The following is an 18,149-nucleotide window of genomic DNA, read 5'->3' on the forward strand; positions in this document are numbered from 1 at the left end:
TACCCCGGCCATGACCACGGCGACCAGCACCCGGCCCGATTTCAAGAACCCCGATCTCTATGTGGCCGGGGTGCCGCACGACCTGTTTGCCCAGGTGCGCGCGGATGAGCCGGTCTATTGGAATGCGGAAGCGGACGGGCCGGGGTTCTGGGCGGTCTTGCGCTATGCCGATATCGTCGAGGTATCGCGCCAGCCGCTGCTCTATTCCTCGGCCTATGCCAATGGCGGCCACCGCATTTTCAACGAAAACGAGGTGGGGCTGACCGGGGCCGGGGAGAGCGCGATCGGCGTTCCCTTCATCTCGATCGATCCGCCGGTGCACACGCAGTATCGCAAGTTCATGATGCCCGCCGTGGCGCCGGGCCGCCTGGCCGGGATCGAGGAGCGCATTACCGAACGCTGCCGCGCCCTGCTTGATGCCATCCCGCTGGGTAAGCCGGTGGACCTGGTCCAGGCGCTGTCGGCGCCCCTGCCGCTGATGACGCTGTGCGAGCTGTTCGATCTGCCGCCCGAGATCGGCTGGCATGATCTTTATGACTGGACCAACGCCTTTGTCGGCGAGGATGACCCCGAGTTCCGCCAGAGCCCGGAGCAGATGGCGCAAGTACTCGGCAGTTTCTTTGCCCTGATGCAGACGCTGTTCGACACGCGGCGCCACCAGCCCGGCGCCGATCTGGCGACGCTGCTCGCCAATGCCGAGATCAACGGGCAGCCGGTGCAGTTCCGCGATTTCGTGGGCAATATGATCCTGGCGCTGGTCGGCGCCAACGAGACGACGCGCAATTCGTTGAGCCACACTGTGGTGAACTTTGCCGCCCATCCTGCGCAATGGCAGATGGTGCGCGATGATCCGGCGATCCTGGCCACGGCGGTGCGCGAAATGGTGCGCCATGCCAGCCCGGTGATGCACATGCGCCGCACCGCCACCGCCGATACCGTGCTGGGCGGCCAGGCCATCGCCAAGGGCGACAAGGTGGTGCTGTGGTACACCGCCGCCAACCGCGACGAAAGCGTGTTTGCCGATCCCGACACCTTTGACATCACGCGCGGAAATATCCAGCATCTGGCATTCGGCAGCGGCCAGCACGTGTGCATCGGTTCGCGGCTGGCCGAAATGCAATTGCGGGTGGCGTTTCGCCTGCTGGCGGAGCGGGTCAAAGGGTTCGAACTGGTTTCGGCCCCGCGCCGGTTCCGTTCCAACTTCATCAACGGGCTCAAGAACCTGGACGTGAAGCTGGTGGCAGGATGAAGCAGGCGGCACCGCAAGGCGGGAGAGATGGGATGCAGGAATTGCCGCGTTTCAATCCGGCGGGCACCAACGAGGCGATCATTTCCGATGCGCTGGGGCGGGGGCCCGACATGCAGCTGGGCTCGCGCGAGGATGGCTGGCAACTGTGCCGCTGGCGCCAGTTCGTCGGCTCCTACACCGTGCCCGCGCTGCCCGAGCCGCTCTATACCATGCATATCGCCGGGCAGCAGCACAACCGCACCTGGCTCAACGGCGGGTGGAGCGAGCATGCCTCGATGCCCGGCTGCGCCACGATCGTGCCATCGGGCCAGCAGACCGGCTGGCTGGTGGATGGCGAACTCGACGTGGTGACGCTGAGCGTGTCGTCGCAGCAGTTGCAGCGCGCGCCGGCGGCCGACCAGTTCCGCACCATGCGCTTTGCCTTTTCCGATCCGCTGGGCGCGGCGTTGACGCGGCAGGTCTTGTCCGAACTCTATGCCCCGCAAAGCGCGGAGCGCGAGGTCTATATCGGCGCGCTGGTCAATGCGCTCAAGGCGCATATCCTGCGCGGCGCCAATTCGGTGACGGCGCAGGATATCCCGATTTCCTCGTTCTCGTCCTATCGCATTCACCATGTGATGAACGCGATCCTGCAAAAACCCGAGGCGCAGCATTCGCTGGAAGAAATGTCGGCCGTGGCAGGCCTGACGCCATCGCATTTCTGCCGCGTATTCCGCAAGGCCACCGGCCTTTCGCCGCACCAGTATGTGATGAAGACCCGCCTGGATAAGGCGCAGCAGATGCTGCACCAGAGCGATCTTTCCATCGCCGCCATTTCCGAAAGCCTGGGCTTTACCAGCCAGAGCCATTTCACCCGCGCCTTTCGCCAGTTCACCGGCGAGGCGCCGAGCGATTTCCGCAAACGCACCAGGAATTGAACGCCTCATGACGATGCAGCCCGGCTTTGCCGATCTTGCCCTGCCGGACCTGCGCCTGCGGGTGGGAGACGATATCCTACCCGCGACCGGCGCGGTCGATGTGGAAGACCCGAGCACCGGCGCCACTGTGGCGCAAGCGCCATTGGCCGGCGATGCGGCGGTTGATGCCGCCGTGGCAGCGGCGCGCGCCGCGCTGGTGGCGCCGGCCTGGCGCGACCTGGCCCCGCTGGCGCGCGAGCGGCTGCTGCACCGCCTGGCCGATGCGATGGAGGCAGACCTGCCGCGCCTGGCGGCGCTGGAAGCGCTCGATACCGGCAAGCCGCTGACCATGGCCGAAACGGTGGACATCCCCTCGGCCATCGCCTGGCTGCGCTGCTATGCCGGGTGGCCATCCAAGCTGGCCGGGCGGGCGGGCACCTTGAGCGCCACGCCGGGGGACTATCACGTCTATACCCGGCGCGAGCCGGTGGGCGTGGTCGCGGCGATCACGCCGTGGAATTTCCCGCTGGTTCTGGCGATGTGGAAGATTGCCCCGGCGCTGGCGGCCGGCTGCACGCTGATCCTCAAGCCGGCGGCGGAAACCCCGCTGTCGGCGCTGCGCCTGGCCGAGCTGGCCCGCGCGGTGGGCTTTCCCCCCGGTGTGTTCACTGTGCTGACCGGCGATGGCGCCACGGGTGCGGCGCTGTCGCGCCATCCCGGCGTGGCCAAGGTGGCGTTCACTGGCTCCACCGCCGCGGGCGGCGCGATCCTGGCGGCGAGCGTGCCCGATTTCAAGCGCGTGACGCTGGAACTGGGCGGCAAGTCTCCTTCCATCGTCTGTGCCGACGCTGATCTGGCCAAGGCGATCCCGCAGGTGGCGATGGGCTGTTTCTTCAACAGCGGGCAAATCTGCTATGCCGGGTCGCGCGCCTATGTGCACCGCTCGATCTATGACCAGGTGCTTGATGGCCTGGCCGACGTGGGCGCCGCGCTGCGCCTGGGGCCGAGCGCCGATCGCGAGAGCCAGCTTGGCCCGCTGGTGAGCGCGCGGCAGCAGGCGCGCGTGGCCGGCTTTGTCGCGCGCGCACGGGAAGCCGGCATTGCCGCGGTGGAACGCCGCGTGACACTGCCGGAAACCGGGCATTTCCTGGCGCCGACCGTGCTGCGCGATGTGCCGCCCGATGCCGAGGTGGCGCGCGAAGAGGTGTTTGGCCCGGTCTTGGCAGTGACCGCGTTCGACGACCTGGACGAGGCGATCGCGCTGTCCAACGACAGCGCCTATGGCCTGGCCGCGCATGTGTGGACGCGCGACCATGCCACCGCGCACCATGCCGCGGCGCGGCTGGAGGCCGGCACGGTCTTTGCCAACTGCATCCTGGTGGCCGATCCCGCCTTTCCCTTCGGCGGGATGAAGGCATCGGGCATCGGCCGTGAAAACGGCAGCGAAGTGCTGGACGCCTATCTCGAACCCAAATCCGTGATCATGGCGCTGTAAGGCGCCGCGAAAGGACGATGCCTATGAAGATTACCGCAGCCCTGGCCGTGGCGCAGCACAGCGATTTCAGCGTGGAAACGGTGGACCTGGGCGCGCCCCAGGCCAACGAGGTGCTGGTGCGCATTGCCGGGGTGGGGCTGTGCCACACCGACCTGGTCTTTCGCGATCAGTTCGTGCCGCTGCCGCTGCCGGCCGTGCTGGGCCATGAAGGCGCCGGCGTGGTGGAGGCGGTGGGCAGCGCTGTGACCGACCTGGCGCCCGGCGACACGGTGGTGCTGGGCTTTTCCAGCTGCGGGCACTGCCCGCGCTGCGCCGAGCATCTGCCCAGCTATTGCCGCGAGTTCGTGCCGCGCAACTATGCCGGGGTGCGGCCCGATGGCACCAGCCCGATCAGCCGCGATGGCAGCGCGGTGACGGCGGTGTTCTTTGGCCAATCCTCGTTCGCCAGCCATGCCATTGCCGATCGGCGTAACGTGGTGAAAGTGGCGGCGGGCGATGACCTGGCGATCATGGGGCCGCTCGGCTGCGGCCTGCAGACCGGGGCCGGCGCGGTGCTGCGCTCGCTCGATTGCCCGGCGGGCAGCACGCTAGCGGTGTTTGGCGGCGGGCCGGTGGGCCTGGCCGCAGTGATGGCTGCGCGCTATCGCGGGTGCAGTCGTATCATCCTGGTAGAGCCGGTGGCGGCGCGGCGCGCACTGGGCGTGGAGCTTGGCGCGACCGACGTGATCGACCCGGGCGAGGGCGACGTGGCCGCCGCGATCCGCGCGCTGCTGCCCGATGGCGTGGATTTTGCCGTGGAAAGCAGCGGCCGCGTGGCGGTGATGGAAACAGCATTGGCGAGCCTGGCCAGCCGGGGCGCGCTGGGCCTGGTCGGCGTGCCGCCGCGCGCCGAAGATGCCCTGGCGATCAACATTGCCGGCATGATCACGTTCGGCCATCGCGTGATCGGGATTATCGAGGGGGACAGCGACCTGCAGGGCTTCATCCCCGAACTCGTCGCGCTGTATCGCGCGGGGCATTTCCCGTTCGATCGGCTGATCAAGACCTATCCCCTGGCGCAGATCAACGAGGCCGTTGCTGCGCAGCATCGCGGCGAATGCGTCAAGGCGGTGCTGATTCCCTAGCCCTGTGCCTCCTAACCCTGGGGCGGCGCCTCGCGCAGCAAGGGGACCAGCACATTGTTGAGATCATCGAGATCGAAGGCGCCGGCCTTGGCATAGCGAACCACGCCGGCGCGATCGATCACGAAGTTGGTCGGCACGCCGGTGAGCGGGGCATAGGGCCCCTTGAGCGCGCGCACCGCCGGAATGTGCATGACCGCAAACAGCTTTTTCAGCTGATAATTCGGCAGCGAATCTTCTGTCGTCACGGCAAACACGCGCAACCCGTGCTTTTGCTGCAGTGCATAATATTGATCGAGCAGCGGTAGCTCCGCCTTGCACGGGCCGCACCAGGTGGCCCAGAAATTGAGGACCACGACCTGGCCCTTGAGATCGGCGAGCGACAGCCTGGTGCCATCGATCAGGCGCAGGTCAAACGGCGGGGCGGGCTGGCCTACCACGGGGTCTTTGGCCAGCGCCGGCGCGGTTGGCGCAAACGCCGTGGCGGCAAGCAGGGCGGCGGCGCCAGCCATGGCCAGGCGGCGCGGAACGGCAAAGCGGATCGGCATCATCTCGGTTCCTGTTGGTGCGCGCGGTGCCGGTGCCCCCGGTCGCCCGCGCAGACTGTCACACCGCGCCGATTGTCGCCAGTCTTGCCGCTGATATTCCCACCGTTTCGGCACAAATCTCGTCCCGCGCAGATGGGCGTTGCAAGCATGGCGATTTTGCTTGTTCTTACACTCTTTAATGTCCAGAGTGTTGGACATATGGCCCGCTTCCCTTTCTCTGCGATCGTCGGCCAGGACGAGATGAAGCTGGCGCTGCTGATTGCGGCGGTCGATCCGGCGATCGGCGGGGTCATGGTGTTTGGCGATCGCGGCACGGGTAAATCCACCGCCGCGCGCGCTCTGGCCGGGCTGCTGCCGCCGATCATGGTGGTGGAGGGCTGCCGCTTTGGCTGCGAAACGCCGGGCCAGTGCCCCGGGCCGTGCACGGGCGGCAAGACGGTGCGCCAGGCGGTGCCGTTCGTCGATCTGCCATTGGGCGCGACCGAAGACCGGCTGCTCGGCGCACTCGACCTGGAGCGCGCGCTGCGCACGGGTGAGCGGGTCTATGAACCCGGCCTGCTGGCGCGCGCGCATCGCGGGTTTCTTTATATCGACGAAATCAACCTGCTGGAGGATCACCTCGTCGACCTGCTGCTCGACGTGGCGGCATCGGGCCAGAACGTGGTGGAACGCGAAGGCCTGTCGGTGCGCCATGCCGCGCGCTTTGTCCTGATCGGCAGCGGCAATCCCGAAGAGGGCGAATTGCGTCCGCAACTGCTCGATCGCTTTGGCCTGTCGGTGGAAGTGCGCACCCCGCGCGCGATCGATACGCGGGTGGAGATCATGCGCCGCTGCGCCGCGCACGATGCCGATGCGGCGGCGTTTGCGGCGCAGTGGGCGCAAGAGGATGACAAGGTCTTGCAACAGATCGCGCGCGGGCAGCGGCGGCTGGCGCGGATTACGGTGCCCGATGCGGTGATGACCGATGCCGCGCTGTTGTGCAGCGAACTGGGCGTGGATGGCCTGCGCGGGGAATTGACGCTGATGCGCGCCAGCCGCGCATTGGCCGCGCTCAAAGGCGCCAAGCTGGTGCGGCGCGAGCATCTGGTGGCGGTGGCGCCGCTCGCGCTGCGCCATCGCCTGCGCCGCGATGTGCTGGACGAAAGCGGATCGAGCGCGCGGATCGAGCGCGCGCTGGCTGAACATTTGTCATGAACAGCGGGCTGGCAGATGCGCTCCTGGCGGCGCGCCTGCTGGCTCAAAGCCCCACGGCGCTTGGCGGAATGTGCCTGCGCGGCGGCGGCCCGGCGCGCGATCTGGTGACGCAGGCGCTGGCTGCGCTGTTGCCGCCTGGGACGGCGTGGCACCGCCTGCCCGGCCATATCGATGAAGAGCGGCTGTGCGGCGGCACTGATATTGCTGCAAGCCTCGCCAGCGGCACGCTGGTGCACCAGCGCGGCCTGCTGGCGGCGGCGCACGGTGGGGTGCTGGTGGTGCCGATGGCCCATGGCCTGCGTGCCGATATTGCCGGACGCGTGGCCCAGGCGATGGATAGCGCGGGCGGGCCAATTCTGGTCTTGCTCGATGATGGCACAGCGGATGAGCCGCGCCCGCCCGCCGCGCTGATGGAACGCATTGCCTTCGACATCACGCTGGATGGGCTGCGGCCGGCTGACTTGGCGACGCCGTTGCCCTTGGCAGATACGGTGCCACCGCTTGTCCCTGCGGCCGATGACGCCGCGCTCGCCGCGCTGGCCGCCGCCGCCACTGCGTTGGGCATCACCTCGATGCGGCCGCTGTTGCAGGCCGCAGCCGTGGCCCAGGCCCATGCCGCACTGGCGGGGCACGCGATCGTCGATGCCGAGGATGTGGCGCTGGCGGCGCGGTTGGTGCTCTCGCCCCGCGCGACGCAAGTGCCGCCCGACAGCGCGCCACCCCCTGATGCCCCGCCCGATATACCGCCCGAGCAGGAGCGGGACACGCGCGATGGCGAGCAGGAAGGCGAGGGGTCGGAGATTCCCGAAGACCTGGTGATCGACGCGGCGCGCGCGGCGATCCCGCGTGACGTGCTCGATCGTATTGCTGCCGGGCAGGCGGGTCGGGCCAAGACCGGTGGCGGCGGTGGCTCGGGGCAGCGCTTGCGATCGGGACGGCGCGGCCGGCCGCTGGGCGCGCGGCCTGGTCTGCCCGGTGGCGGGGCGCGCCTGGCCCTGATTGACAGCCTGCGCGCGGCCATTCCCTGGCAACCGCTGCGCCAGCGCGATCCCGCGCCCGATGGCGCCGGGTCGATCCGCTTTCGCCGCGACGATCTGCGGGTGCGCCGGTTTGAGGAGCGGCGCACCACCGTGACGGTGTTCTGCGTCGATGCCTCTGGCTCCACCGCGATGGCGCGCCTGGCCGAGGCCAAGGGCGCGGCCGAGCTGATCCTGGCGCAGGCCTATGTCAAGCGATCGGAAGTGGCGGTGGTGGCGTTTCGCGGCGAGGGCGCAGAGGTGCTGTTGCCGCCGACCCGCTCGCTCACCCGTGCCAAGCGCGCGCTGGCGGCGCTGCCCGGCGGCGGCGGCAGCCCGCTGGCGCATGGCCTGGTCCTGGCGCGGCAGATGGCAGAGGCAGTCGCCGCGCGCGGTGGCACGCCGATCCTGGTGTTCATGACCGATGGCAGCGCCAATATCGCGCTTGATGGCACACGCGGCCGCGCCCGGGCGCAGGATGATGCGCAGCGCGCGGCTCGCGCCATTGCCGTGGCCGGCCACGATGGCGTGGTGATCGATATCGCTGCGCGCCCCCGGCCGGAGGCAGCGGCCCTAGCCCAGGCGATGCGCGCGCGCTATCTGCCCTTGCCCTGCGCCGATGCTCGCGCGCTGCAGGCCGCCGTGGCCCAGGCCACCGCGCCAGAGCCGGCGCTACGCCGGGCGCGGGCATGAGCAGCGGGCCGCGCTGGGTGGTGGAAGGCCGCAATTGGCCGCATCGCGCCACCAGCCGCTTCGTCGAAACACCGGGGCTGACCTGGCATGTACAGCAGATGGGCGATGGCGCGGGGCCAGTGGCGCTGCTGCTGCACGGCACCGGCGCGGCCACGCATAGCTGGCGCGATGTGATGCCGCTGTTGGCGCGCGATTATACCGTGGTGGCGCCCGATCTGCCTGGCCATGGCTTTACCCGGGGGCGCCCGCAAGGCGGGCTGACACTGGTGGCGATGGCGCGCGCGGTGGATGATCTGCTGCGCGCGCTGGGCCAGGTGCCGGCAGTGGTGGTGGGCCATTCGGCCGGCGCGGCGATTGCGCTGCAACTGGTGCACGGGCGGGGGGATGGCGTGCCGGTGGTGGGCCTCAACCCCGCGCTGATGCCGTTTCCGGGCCTGGCCGCGCAGCTGTTTCCCTCGCTGGCGCGGATGCTGTTCGTCAACCCGCTGGTGCCGCGCATGCTGGCGGGCATTGCCCGCCTGCCGGGCGAGCCGGAACGCTTTCTGCGCCGCGCCACCGGCTCTGCCCTCGATGCCCAGGGCCTGCGCTGCTATGCCGCGCTGCTCGGCAATGCCGGCCATTGCGGCGGGGCGATGGAAATGATGGCCAGCTGGGATCTCGACACCCTGAGCCGCACTTTGCCGGCGATTACCGCGCCCGTGCAGCTGGTGCATGCGCGCGGCGACGTGGCCGTGCCGCTGGCCTCGGTGGAAAAGGCTGCCGCCCTGCTGCCCCATGCACGGCTGGAGGTACTGCCTGGGCTGGGTCATCTGGCGCATGAGGAGCGGCCCGACCTGGCAGCGGCCTTGATCCACGCCCATGCCCAGCAACAGCGGGAGAGAGTGGGATGAGCGGCTGGAGCCAGCATTTTGGCTGGGTGGAAATCGTCTTCACCGCTGCGATCGCCATCGGCTTTGGCCTGTGGCAGCTGTGGTCAGTCAACCGCGAAATCCGCCACGACCGCGCGCGCAAGGCCGAGCAGGAGCGGGCGGACACCAGCGATGATGGGGCGCCGCCGGCTGTTTGAGCAAAGATTTCGCGCAGAGGTGCAGAGGCGCAGAGAAAATCTGAATCTCCGCGCCTCTGCGCCTCTGCGCGAACAAAAATATGTTCGACACTGCCCGTCGTGGACGTGCGCGCGTTGCGCCGGAAGAGCAGCTGGACCCCGGATCAAGTCCGGGGTGACGAAGAGCTATGTGTAACCCCGGCCTAAACCACGCGTGGAATGCGATAGGGCAGCATGAACTGCACGAGCGGCGAGGAAAAGCGATCCATGTCGAGGCTTTCCTGGACCGAGACGACCGGTTCGCCCAGCAGCGTGGAGCGCAGGGTAGAGCGGGAATAGAACGGGGCGTCTTCCCAGGTGCGGACCACGCTGGCGTGGCCGCGATCGGCGCGGGTCTTGCGTTCCATTTGCCACAGCGTGTTAGGCAGGGGCGCCACGGGTGGCAGTTCGGCTTCTTCGTGCGGGGTGCCATCGGCGGCAAAGCGCAGGGCGCTGGCAAAGGGGCGGCCGTCGCGGCGGATGCCCTCGTAGAATACGAAAGAGCCGTGGCGGCCATGGGCGCGTGACCAGTGCCACACGCGAAAACCCTGTTCCAGTGCCTCGCTGCCGAAGTTGGAATCGAGATAGGCGCTGCCCTGCCAGGCCAGCCCGGGCTGCTGCATCGTCACTTCGATCCGCGCGCGCGGGGCGAGGCAGTGCCAGCGGTGCCGTCCTTCGGGGTCGAGCGTGAAGGCCTTGGCGTTCATCGCCTCGGGAATGACGCGCACGCGCCCGGCCACGCGACGCTGCCATGGCACGCCGACGCGCTTGTCCATCTCCTCGATGTCGATTTCCAGCGCGTCGCCGGTCCAGCGCATGGCACTGGGGCCGATCTGCAGGCAATCGGCATCGCGGCGAACGGCGCCGCGTCCGCGCTCGGTCATTGTCCAGCGCGCCCCGGGGCCATAGAGCGCGACGTTGAGCGCGCAGTGATCCAAGGGCGTGCCCCGGCCACTTTTCTTGTAATAAGGGGAAAACACGCTGCCGATGAAGGCGATGATCGTCAGCCCGTGGCGCCCGCACTGGCTGATGGCATCGACATACCACCAGCCATAGCCACCGGGTGGAATCGCCGCATCGAAGCGAGGTCTTGCAGCACTGCCCGGCTCGCCAACCGTGCCGACAAGGCGGCCATCGGCACCCCCGCTCCGGGGTGGGTGCTTCCACCCGCGCAATAGAGCCCAGGGATCCGGGTCCGCGTGCCCTGCCGCAGGAATGACGCCGCCCAGCCGTGCGAGGCCCGTCCATAGATCGCTCCGCCGGTCGAGGGCAAAAAGGTCTCGAACTCGTTCGGCGTCAGCAGGATGCGGGGACAATCCACTTCCAGCTCCAGCCCGCAGCTGCGCAGCGTCTTGCGCATGGCCAAGGTGCATTGGTCCCTCTCCTTTTCGCTATAGGCGTGGCTGTCGCCGTTGGCCGGGGCATTGACGATGATCTGCAGGCGCTCGCGCCCGCCGGCCTGCGCAGTGGTGCCATCGCGATCCTGCGCGCAGACATAGACGCTGGGATCGCTGGGCGGGCGGCCGCCGCGAATATCGCTGAATTCGCGCGGGTAATCGGGCGAGAACAGCACGTTGTGCCGTTGCAGCGCAAAGCCGCTGGTTTTGGCATGGGCGAGCCAGACCATGGCCGAAAGCGAGCGGTGGCGCGCGCCATGACTGCTGACCGCCATGGCGCCGATCGGGCCGAGGCGCCCGGCGGCCAGCGCTTCGGGATCGGCATTGGTGATCACGGCATCGGCTGGCACATGCTCGCCATTGGCAAGCACCACACCCGAGGCGCGGCCATTGTGCGTTTCCAGCATGGCCGCCCCGGTGCCAAAACGGAACTGCGCGCCATGGCGCTGCGCCAGGTTCATCAGCGCTTGAGCCAGCGCGCTGATGCCGCCATCGATCAGCCACACGCCCTGCGCCTCGACATGGGCGATCAGCATCAGCGTGGCCGGCGTGGCAAAGGGCGAGGAGCCGCAATAGGTGGAATAGCGCGCGAAAAGCTGGCGCAACCGTTGATCGGCAAAGTGCTCGCCCAAGACCTTCCACAGGCTTTCATAAGGGCGGATGGCCAGGAGATCGCCCACCCGCCACAGGCCGATGCGCCACATCAGCGAAGGCGGCCAGGCGAGCTTTGATCCGCGCAGCATGGTGGCGTCAAGAATGCCGTGGATGCGCGCGGCCTCGGCCCGGAAGGCGCGAAAGCCAGCTGCTGCCGCAGCCCCGGCAAAATCGCCGATCGCTTCCTCGCTGCGCGCGGGATCGGCATGGAGATCGAGCTGGCCGGCCCCGTCCCAGGCATGGCGGGCGAGCACCTGGGCGCGGCGGATCGTGACATGATCGGCTAGGTCAGCGCCGCAATCGCGGAAGACATCGGCAAACACATCGCGCAGGGTGAACACGGTGGGGCCGGCATCGATGCCCACGCCATCGACGGCCAACTGCCGCGCCTTGCCGCCCGGATGCCCGGCCTTTTCGATCACGGTCACCGCCAGGCCGCGCGCGGCGAGCAGCGCGGCCGCTGCCAGCCCGCCAATGCCTGCGCCGATGATCGCAACCCGTGCCGCCATGCGCGTCGTGCCCCTTTGCGAAAGGAATCACCCTCGGGAATAGGAATTGATCTTTACACCAATGATGTCCATTAAAATAGACATATGGAAATGTCCACTATTCCAGACCAATTGGACCCGCCGTCTGCCGTGGCGCCTTGGCGTCGACGGTGGACGGCGTGGCGCAACGGGGTGCTGGCCAGCCCGCGCTTCCAGTTCTGGGCGGCGCGGCTGCCAGGGATTGCGATCGTGTCACGCCGCCGCGCGGCGCAGGCGTTCGATCTGGTGGCGGGCTTCTGTTATTCGCAGGTGCTGATGGCGGCGGTGCAGGTTGGGCTGCTTGATCTCTTGCGTCGCGGGCCGTGCAGTGCAGATGACGTGGCGCTGGCCAGCGGCCTTTCGCCCCAGGCCGCGTTGCGCCTGGTGCGCGCGGCGGCTGCGCTCGACCTGGCCGAGGAAGTGGCACCGGGGTGGTGGATGCTGGGGCAACAAGGCGCCGCCCTGCAGGCCAATCCCGGCGCGATCGCGATGGTGCGCCATCATGCGCTGCTCTATGCCGATCTGGCCGATCCCGTGGCGCTGCTGCTGCGCGACCGGGCCATGCCCACCGCGCTTTCGTCGTTCTGGCACTATGCCCAGGATGCCAGCGAACACGAGGCGGCATCCTATTCCGCGCTCATGGCGGCTTCGCAGGCGATGGTCGCGCAGCAGGCGCTGGCGGCCTATCCCTTTGCCCGGCATCGGCGGTTGCTCGATCTCGGCGGTGGCCATGGCGCCTTTGCCAGCGCGGTGGCCAAGGCCTGTCCGGCGCTGGAGGTGGCGGTGTTCGATCTGCCGCCGGTGGTGGCCGGCGCCGGCGCCTGGCTGGATGCAGCGGCGATGCGCGGGCGCATCGCGTTGCATGGCGGCGATTTCTTTCGCGATCCGATTCCGCCGGGCCATGATTGCATCACGCTGGTGCGGGTGCTGCACGATCACGATGATGATGCCTGCCTGGCCCTGCTGCGCGCCGCGCGCCAGGCGCTGGTTTCGGGCGGGCGACTCGTGGTGGCAGAGCCGATGGCCAAGACGCCGGGCGCGGCCGCGATGGGTGATGCCTACTTCGGATTTTATCTCTGGGCGATGAATGCCGGGCGCCCGCGCAGCGCGGCTGAATATGGCGCGCTGCTCAAAAAGGCCGGATTTGCGGGGTGGCGGCGCCATCGCACGGCATATCCCGTGGTTGCCAGTGTGGTTGTCGCGTTTGGATGACACTTAAAAACGTCAAGGTAGATTGACGTATGTCAAGGTTGGCGTATGGTGATCCTTGCCGGAACGTACCCGCTTTCGGGTGAACGCGACGGGGTCTGACCGACCGTTGGGAGAAGGACCGGGGCATGGATGCGCTGGCCGTCATACTCGAAGCACCCAGGTGCATTGCGCTACGCAAGCTGACGTTGACCAGTTCGGTCGCCGGCAACGGCGCCGTTCTTGGCCCGAGCGACGTGGTGGTCGACATCCGCTGGAGCGGCATCAGCACGGGCACCGAAAAGCTGCTGTGGTCGGGCGAAATGCCGGTCTTTCCCGGCATGGGCTATCCGCTGGTGCCTGGGTATGAGTCGCTGGGCCGCATTGTCGACGCCGGGGCCGAGGCGCAGGGGCGCATTGGCGACTGGGTCTTTGTGCCGGGCGCGGCCTGTTATGCCGATGCGCGGGCGCTGTTTGGCGGCACGGCGCAGCGCGTGATCATTCCCTCGGCACGGGCCTTTCCCGTGGCCGAGTCGCTGGGCGCCGGGGGCGTGCTGTTTGCCTTGGCGGCCACGGCGCTGCATGCGCTGCAAGGCGGCGCGGCGCCCGATCTCATCATCGGGCATGGCACGCTGGGGCGCCTGCTGGCGCGGCTGACCATCGCCATGGGCGCGCCTGCGCCCACGGTGTGGGAACGCAACGCGGTGCGGCGTGAGGGCGCCAGCGGCTATCGCGTGATCGCGCCCAAGGACGATGACCGGCACGATTACGCCACGATCTATGACGCGAGCGGCAATGCCGATTGCCTGGACCAGCTGATCGCCCGGCTGCGCCACGGCGGCGAAGTGGTGATGGCCGGCTTCTATGCCAACCGCCCCAGTTTCGATTTTGCCCCGGCGTTCCGGCGCGAGGCGCGCTTTCGCATCGCCGCCGAATGGCAGCCGGCCGATCTGGTGGCGGCGCGCGGCCTGATCGACAGCGGGGCGTGCAGCCTGACCGGCCTGGTCAGCCACATGCGCCCGGCGACCGAGGCCAGGGACGCCTATCCCGAAACCTTCCTCGCCGCCGACTGCCTCAAGATGGTTCTCGATTGGAGCGCTTGCGCATGACCTTGCTGAACACTGCCGATGCCCTGCGCGCCGAAGCCGCGATCGAGCCCGATGCCCCGCACACGGGCGAGGTTACCAAGCAGACCCAGGTGATCGCGATCTATGGCAAGGGCGGATCGGGCAAGAGCTTTGCCCTGTCCAACCTCAGCTACATGATGGCGCAGCAGGGCAAGCGCGTGCTGCTGATCGGGTGCGATCCCAAGTCTGATACCACCAGCCTGCTGTTTGGCGGGCGCAGCTGTCCCACGATCATCGAAACCTCTGCCGCCAAGAAGCTGGCGGGCGAAGAAGTGCGTATCGAAGACGTGTGTTTCCAGCGTGATGGCGTGTTTGCCATGGAGCTGGGCGGACCGGAAGTGGGCCGTGGCTGCGGCGGGCGCGGCATCATCCATGGGTTCGAACTGCTGGAAAAGCTGGGCTTCCATGATTGGGGGTTCGACTATGTCCTGCTCGATTTCCTGGGCGACGTGGTCTGCGGCGGGTTCGGCCTGCCGATTGCACGGGATATGTGCCAGAAGGTGATCGTGGTCGGCTCCAACGACTTGCAATCGCTCTACGTTGCCAACAACGTGTGCAAGGCGGTGGAATACTTCCGCAAGATGGGCGGCAATGTTGGCGTGGCCGGCATGATCGTCAACAAGGATGACGGCACCGGCGAAGCGGCCGCCTTTGCCGATGCCGTGGGCATCCCGGTGCTCTGCGCCATTCCCGCCGACGAGGACATCCGCCGCAAGTCGGCCAATTACCAGATCATCGGCCGGCCCGATGGCCAGTGGGGCAGCCTGTTCGAAGACCTGGCGGTCAATGTTGCCACCGCGCCCGCGCAGCAGCCGCGCCCGCTCGACCAGGATGGCCTGCTGGGCCTGTTTTCGCCTGAGCAGGTGGGCGGCGATGTAGTGCTGCGCCCAGCCACCCAGGCCGATATGCGCGGCGCCGCCTTTGTCCAGAAGCCCTCGCTGGAGGTGATCTATGACGAGGCTTGACGCACCCGCGCCGCCGGCCGCGCGCCAGGCAGACCGCATCGCGCTCGATCCGCCGCCGGCCAGCGGCGGTGGCTGCCATGCCGATGCCGGCGTGCTGCGCGCGGCGACCGACCAGGCCCAGGGCAGCGCCCTGCTGGAACGCTATGCTGCCGATTATCCGGTGGGGCCGCACGATCAGCCGCAAAGCATGTGCCCGGCGTTCGGCTCGCTGCGTGTCGGGCTGCGCATGCGCCGCACCGCCACGGTGCTGTCGGGTTCGGCCTGCTGTGTCTATGGCCTGACGTTCACCTCGCACTTTTACGGCGCGCGGCGGACGGTGGGCTATGTCCCGTTCAATTCCGAAACGCTCGTCACCGGCAAGCTGTTCGAGGATATCAAGGACGCGGTGGAAGGGCTGGCCGATCCGGCGCTCTATGATGCCATCGTGGTGACCAACCTGTGCGTGCCCACGGCCAGCGGAGTGCCGCTGCGCCTGCTGAAAAAGCAGATCAACGGCGTGCGCATCATCGGTATCGACGTGCCCGGCTTTGGCATTCCCACCCATGCCGAGGCAAAGGACGTGCTGGCCGGCGCCATGCTCGCCTATGCCCGGGCAGAGGCCGAGCAAGGCCCGGTGGCGGCGCCCCGGGTCAAGCCCGATCGCCCGACGGTAACTTTGCTGGGGGAGATGTTCCCGGCCGATCCGGTGGGCATCGGCATGATGCTGGAGCCGCTGGGCCTGGCCGCCGGGCCGGTGGTGCCCACGCGCGAATGGCGCGAGCTTTATGCCGCGCTCGATTGCGCGGCCGTGGCGGCGATCCATCCGTTCTACACCGCCAGCATGCGCGAATTTTCCGCCGCCGGGCGCGGCATCGTCGGGTCTGCCCCGGTGGGGGTGGAAGGCACGGCAAGCTGGCTCGATGCGATCGGCGCGGCCTGCGGCGTGGCGCAGGATCGCATCGATGCGGCCAAGAACCGTTTCCTGCCCGCGATCGGTGGCGCGCTGGCGGCCAATCCGATCAAGGGCCGTATCACCGTGACCGGCTATGAAGGGTCGGAACTGCTGGTGGCGCGGCTGCTGATCGAAAGCGGCGCCGATGTGCCCTATGTCGGCACGGCCTGCCCGGCGACGGCGGCCGGCGAGGCCGACCGCGCCTGGCTGGAGGCGCGCGGCGTGCGCGTGAACTATCGCGCCAGTCTTGAGCAGGATATTGCCGCGGTCGAGGAATTTGGCCCCGACCTGGCGATCGGCACCACGCCGGTGGTGCAGCATGCCAAGCAGCGCGCGATCCCCGCGCTCTATTTCACCAACCTGATTTCCGCCCGCCCGCTGATGGGCGTGGCCGGCGCGGGCAGCCTGGCGCAGGTGGTCAACGCGGCGATGGCCAACAAGCCACGGTTCGATCGCATGCGCGCCTTTTTCGATGGGGTGGGCAGCGGGCCGGGCGCGGGCGTGTGGGAAGATACCCCGCAGGACCGGCCGCAGTTCAAGAAGAAATACGCCGCCCTGAACGAAGCCGCGCGCAAGGCGGCCGAGGCGGTGGGATCATGACTCTGGTTCTCGATCACGATCGCGCCGGCGGCTATTGGGGGGCGGTTTATGTCTTCACCGCGGTCAAGGGTCTGCAGGTGATCATCGACGGGCCGGTGGGCTGCGAAAACCTGCCGGTGACATCGGTGCTGCACTATACCGATGGCCTGCCGCCGCACGAGCTGCCGATCGTGGTCACGGGCCTGGGCGAAGAGGAGCTGGGCAAGACCGGCACCGAAGGGGCGATGAAGCGGGCGTGGAAAACGCTCGATCCCGATCTGCCGGCGGTGGTCGTCACCGGCTCCATCGCCGAGATGATCGGCGGCGGGGTGACGCCCGAAGGCACCAATATCAAGCGCTTCCTGCCGCGCACCATCGACGAGGACCAGTGGCAGAGCGCCGATCGCGCGCTGGGCTGGCTGTGGAAGGAATTTGGCCCCAAGGGCGTGCCCGCCGCCCGGCCGCTGCGCGAAGGGGAAAAGCCCCGCGTCAACATCATCGGTCCGTCTTATGGTATGTTCAATATGGCGAGCGACCTGCACGAGGTGCGCCGCCTGATCGAGGGGATCGGCGCGCAGGTCAACGTGGTGTTCCCGCTGGGGTGCCACCTGGCCGATATTCGCAAGCTGGCCGACGCCCAGGCCAATGTGTGCCTCTATCGCGAATTTGGCCGGGGCCTGTGTGAGACGCTGGAGCGGCCCTATTTCCAGGCGCCGATCGGGTTGGACAGCACCACGCTGTTTTTGCGCGCGCTTGGTGCGGAGCTGGGACTCGATCCCGAACCATTCATCGAGCGGGAAAAGCACACCACGATCAAGCCGCTGTGGGATCTGTGGCGCTCGGTAACGCAGGATTTCTTTGCCACCGCCAGCTTTGGCATCGTGGCTAACGAAACCTATGCCCGCGGCATCCGGCGGTTCCTGGAAGACGACATGGGCCTGCCGTGCAACTTTGCCTTTGCGCGCAGTGCCGGGGTCAAGCCGCGCAACGAGGACGTGCGCGCGGCGATCCATGCCAATCCGCCGCTGGTGCTTTTCGGTAGCTATAACGAGCGCATGTACAACGCCGAGCGCGGTGGGCGCGGGATCTATATCCCGGCCAGTTTCCCCGGCGCGGCGATCCGGCGCCACACCGGCACGCCGTTCATGGGCTATTCCGGCGCGACCTATTTGGTGCAGGAAGTGTGCAACGCGCTGTTCGACGCGCTTTTCCACATCCTGCCGCTGGCGACCGAAATGGACAAGGTAGAGCCCACGCCCGCGCGCGGGGTCGGCGAAGCGGCGTGGCGCGAATTGCCGTGGGATGACGATGCCAAGACGCGGCTGGACGAGGTGGTGGCAGCACAGCCCGTGCTGATCCGCATTTCGGCGGCCAAGCGGCTGCGCGATGGCGCCGAGCGCGCCGCCCGCCGCCATGGCGAAGATCGCGTATCGGCCGATCGGCTGGCCGATGCCCTGCTTGAGGCGCAGGTCGCATGACCCGCGC

General features: G+C 68.0%; 16 protein-coding genes. 13 read left to right on the forward strand and 3 right to left on the reverse strand.

From position 1 onward, the window contains the following. Positions 1-10 precede the first annotated feature (10 nt). The 4 genes from ABIC78_RS09740 to ABIC78_RS09755 are packed head-to-tail and all read left to right on the forward strand — an operon-like array spanning position 11 to position 4,764. Positions 11-1,249 carry a cytochrome P450 gene (locus ABIC78_RS09740; RefSeq protein ID WP_354489303.1) on the forward strand — a complete coding sequence of 413 codons (1,239 nt, stop codon included), beginning with the start codon at positions 11-13 and terminating at the stop codon, positions 1,247-1,249. 32 nt (positions 1,250-1,281) lie between these two features. Then, positions 1,282-2,166, forward strand: a complete 885-nt coding sequence (locus ABIC78_RS09745) for a helix-turn-helix domain-containing protein (RefSeq protein WP_022676838.1) — start codon at positions 1,282-1,284, stop codon at positions 2,164-2,166. 7 nt (positions 2,167-2,173) lie between these two features. After that, the gene (locus ABIC78_RS09750; RefSeq protein ID WP_354489305.1) at positions 2,174-3,640 is read left to right on the forward strand and encodes an aldehyde dehydrogenase family protein; all 1,467 of its coding nucleotides are present in this window, start codon (positions 2,174-2,176) and stop codon (positions 3,638-3,640) included. Positions 3,641-3,663: 23 nt separating this feature from the next. Then, positions 3,664-4,764 carry an NAD(P)-dependent alcohol dehydrogenase gene (locus tag ABIC78_RS09755; protein WP_354489307.1) on the forward strand — a complete coding sequence of 367 codons (1,101 nt, stop codon included), beginning with the start codon at positions 3,664-3,666 and terminating at the stop codon, positions 4,762-4,764. An 11-nt stretch (positions 4,765-4,775) separates the two neighbouring features. Here the strand turns inward: ABIC78_RS09755 and ABIC78_RS09760 are convergent, their stop codons facing one another. Beyond that, on the reverse strand, positions 4,776-5,312 hold the full coding sequence (locus ABIC78_RS09760; protein ID WP_354489309.1) for a TlpA family protein disulfide reductase: 537 nt from the start codon (positions 5,310-5,312) through the stop codon (positions 4,776-4,778). Positions 5,313-5,507: 195 nt separating this feature from the next. On the opposite strand from ABIC78_RS09760, the gene bchI reads away from it, so the two are divergent. The 4 genes from bchI to ABIC78_RS09780 are packed head-to-tail and all read left to right on the forward strand — an operon-like array spanning position 5,508 to position 9,278. Further along, positions 5,508-6,503: a magnesium chelatase ATPase subunit I gene (bchI, locus tag ABIC78_RS09765; protein ID WP_169048452.1), complete on the forward strand. Its 996-nt coding sequence runs from the start codon at positions 5,508-5,510 to the stop codon at positions 6,501-6,503. Next, positions 6,500-8,212, forward strand: coding sequence for a magnesium chelatase subunit D (locus ABIC78_RS09770; RefSeq protein ID WP_354489312.1), 1,713 nt, complete (start codon positions 6,500-6,502; stop codon positions 8,210-8,212). The genes bchI and ABIC78_RS09770 overlap by 4 nt, the downstream gene beginning before the upstream one ends. Next, the gene (gene bchO / locus ABIC78_RS09775; protein ID WP_354489313.1) at positions 8,209-9,102 is read left to right on the forward strand and encodes an alpha/beta fold hydrolase BchO; all 894 of its coding nucleotides are present in this window, start codon (positions 8,209-8,211) and stop codon (positions 9,100-9,102) included. Before ABIC78_RS09770 ends, bchO begins: the two co-directional genes overlap by 4 nt. Continuing rightward, positions 9,099-9,278 (forward strand): hypothetical protein, encoded by a 180-nt coding sequence (locus ABIC78_RS09780; RefSeq protein ID WP_354489315.1) that lies wholly within the window; start codon positions 9,099-9,101, stop codon positions 9,276-9,278. The genes bchO and ABIC78_RS09780 overlap by 4 nt, the downstream gene beginning before the upstream one ends. Before the next feature lie 182 nt (positions 9,279-9,460). Here the strand turns inward: ABIC78_RS09780 and ABIC78_RS09785 are convergent, their stop codons facing one another. Together ABIC78_RS09785 and crtD are read right to left on the reverse strand one after the other, a co-directional pair. Further along, a complete protein-coding gene (locus tag ABIC78_RS09785) occupies positions 9,461-10,366 on the reverse strand; it encodes a carotenoid 1,2-hydratase family protein (RefSeq protein ID WP_502915672.1) in 906 nt (301 codons plus the stop codon). Further along, a complete protein-coding gene (crtD, locus tag ABIC78_RS09790) occupies positions 10,300-11,856 on the reverse strand; it encodes a 1-hydroxycarotenoid 3,4-desaturase CrtD (RefSeq protein ID WP_354489319.1) in 1,557 nt (518 codons plus the stop codon). The genes ABIC78_RS09785 and crtD overlap by 67 nt, the downstream gene beginning before the upstream one ends. Positions 11,857-11,946: 90 nt before the next feature. Here crtD and ABIC78_RS09795 point away from each other — a divergent pair, with 90 nt between their 5' ends. The 5 genes from ABIC78_RS09795 (at position 11,947) to bchZ (ending at position 18,142) form a co-directional block, all read left to right on the forward strand. Continuing rightward, positions 11,947-13,086 (forward strand): methyltransferase, encoded by a 1,140-nt coding sequence (locus tag ABIC78_RS09795; protein WP_054131571.1) that lies wholly within the window; start codon positions 11,947-11,949, stop codon positions 13,084-13,086. Between the two features lie 125 nt (positions 13,087-13,211). Then, entirely contained in the window at positions 13,212-14,171 is a 960-nt protein-coding gene (bchC, locus tag ABIC78_RS09800) for a chlorophyll synthesis pathway protein BchC (RefSeq protein WP_354489321.1), read from the forward strand. Next, positions 14,168-15,154 (forward strand): chlorophyllide a reductase iron protein subunit X, encoded by a 987-nt coding sequence (locus tag ABIC78_RS09805; protein WP_028658065.1) that lies wholly within the window; start codon positions 14,168-14,170, stop codon positions 15,152-15,154. Before bchC ends, ABIC78_RS09805 begins: the two co-directional genes overlap by 4 nt. Further along, positions 15,141-16,685: a chlorophyllide a reductase subunit Y gene (bchY, locus tag ABIC78_RS09810; protein WP_171796824.1), complete on the forward strand. Its 1,545-nt coding sequence runs from the start codon at positions 15,141-15,143 to the stop codon at positions 16,683-16,685. The genes ABIC78_RS09805 and bchY overlap by 14 nt, the downstream gene beginning before the upstream one ends. Beyond that, the gene (gene bchZ, locus ABIC78_RS09815) at positions 16,682-18,142 is read left to right on the forward strand and encodes a chlorophyllide a reductase subunit Z (protein WP_022677063.1); all 1,461 of its coding nucleotides are present in this window, start codon (positions 16,682-16,684) and stop codon (positions 18,140-18,142) included. The genes bchY and bchZ overlap by 4 nt, the downstream gene beginning before the upstream one ends. Positions 18,143-18,149 lie beyond the last annotated feature (7 nt).

This window comes from Novosphingobium sp. 1529 (assembly GCF_040544855.1).
In the GTDB taxonomy this organism is placed as follows: domain Bacteria; phylum Pseudomonadota; class Alphaproteobacteria; order Sphingomonadales; family Sphingomonadaceae; genus Novosphingobium; species Novosphingobium capsulatum.

Coding starts and splice junctions, on each gene's coding strand:
- ABIC78_RS09750 (WP_354489305.1), top strand. CDS start 2,174: ATGACGATGCAGCCCGGCTTTGCCGATCTTGCCCTGCCGGACCTGCGC.
- bchI (WP_169048452.1), top strand. CDS start 5,508: ATGGCCCGCTTCCCTTTCTCTGCGATCGTCGGCCAGGACGAGATGAAG.
- bchZ (WP_022677063.1), top strand. CDS start 16,682: ATGACTCTGGTTCTCGATCACGATCGCGCCGGCGGCTATTGGGGGGCG.
- ABIC78_RS09740 (WP_354489303.1), top strand. CDS start 11: ATGACCACGGCGACCAGCACCCGGCCCGATTTCAAGAACCCCGATCTC.
- ABIC78_RS09745 (WP_022676838.1), top strand. CDS start 1,282: ATGCAGGAATTGCCGCGTTTCAATCCGGCGGGCACCAACGAGGCGATC.
- ABIC78_RS09770 (WP_354489312.1), top strand. CDS start 6,500: ATGAACAGCGGGCTGGCAGATGCGCTCCTGGCGGCGCGCCTGCTGGCT.
- bchY (WP_171796824.1), top strand. CDS start 15,141: ATGACGAGGCTTGACGCACCCGCGCCGCCGGCCGCGCGCCAGGCAGAC.
- ABIC78_RS09805 (WP_028658065.1), top strand. CDS start 14,168: ATGACCTTGCTGAACACTGCCGATGCCCTGCGCGCCGAAGCCGCGATC.
- crtD (WP_354489319.1), bottom strand. CDS start 11,856: ATGGCGGCACGGGTTGCGATCATCGGCGCAGGCATTGGCGGGCTGGCA.
- ABIC78_RS09795 (WP_054131571.1), top strand. CDS start 11,947: ATGTCCACTATTCCAGACCAATTGGACCCGCCGTCTGCCGTGGCGCCT.
- ABIC78_RS09760 (WP_354489309.1), bottom strand. CDS start 5,312: ATGATGCCGATCCGCTTTGCCGTTCCGCGCCGCCTGGCCATGGCTGGC.
- ABIC78_RS09780 (WP_354489315.1), top strand. CDS start 9,099: ATGAGCGGCTGGAGCCAGCATTTTGGCTGGGTGGAAATCGTCTTCACC.
- ABIC78_RS09755 (WP_354489307.1), top strand. CDS start 3,664: ATGAAGATTACCGCAGCCCTGGCCGTGGCGCAGCACAGCGATTTCAGC.
- bchO (WP_354489313.1), top strand. CDS start 8,209: ATGAGCAGCGGGCCGCGCTGGGTGGTGGAAGGCCGCAATTGGCCGCAT.
- bchC (WP_354489321.1), top strand. CDS start 13,212: ATGGATGCGCTGGCCGTCATACTCGAAGCACCCAGGTGCATTGCGCTA.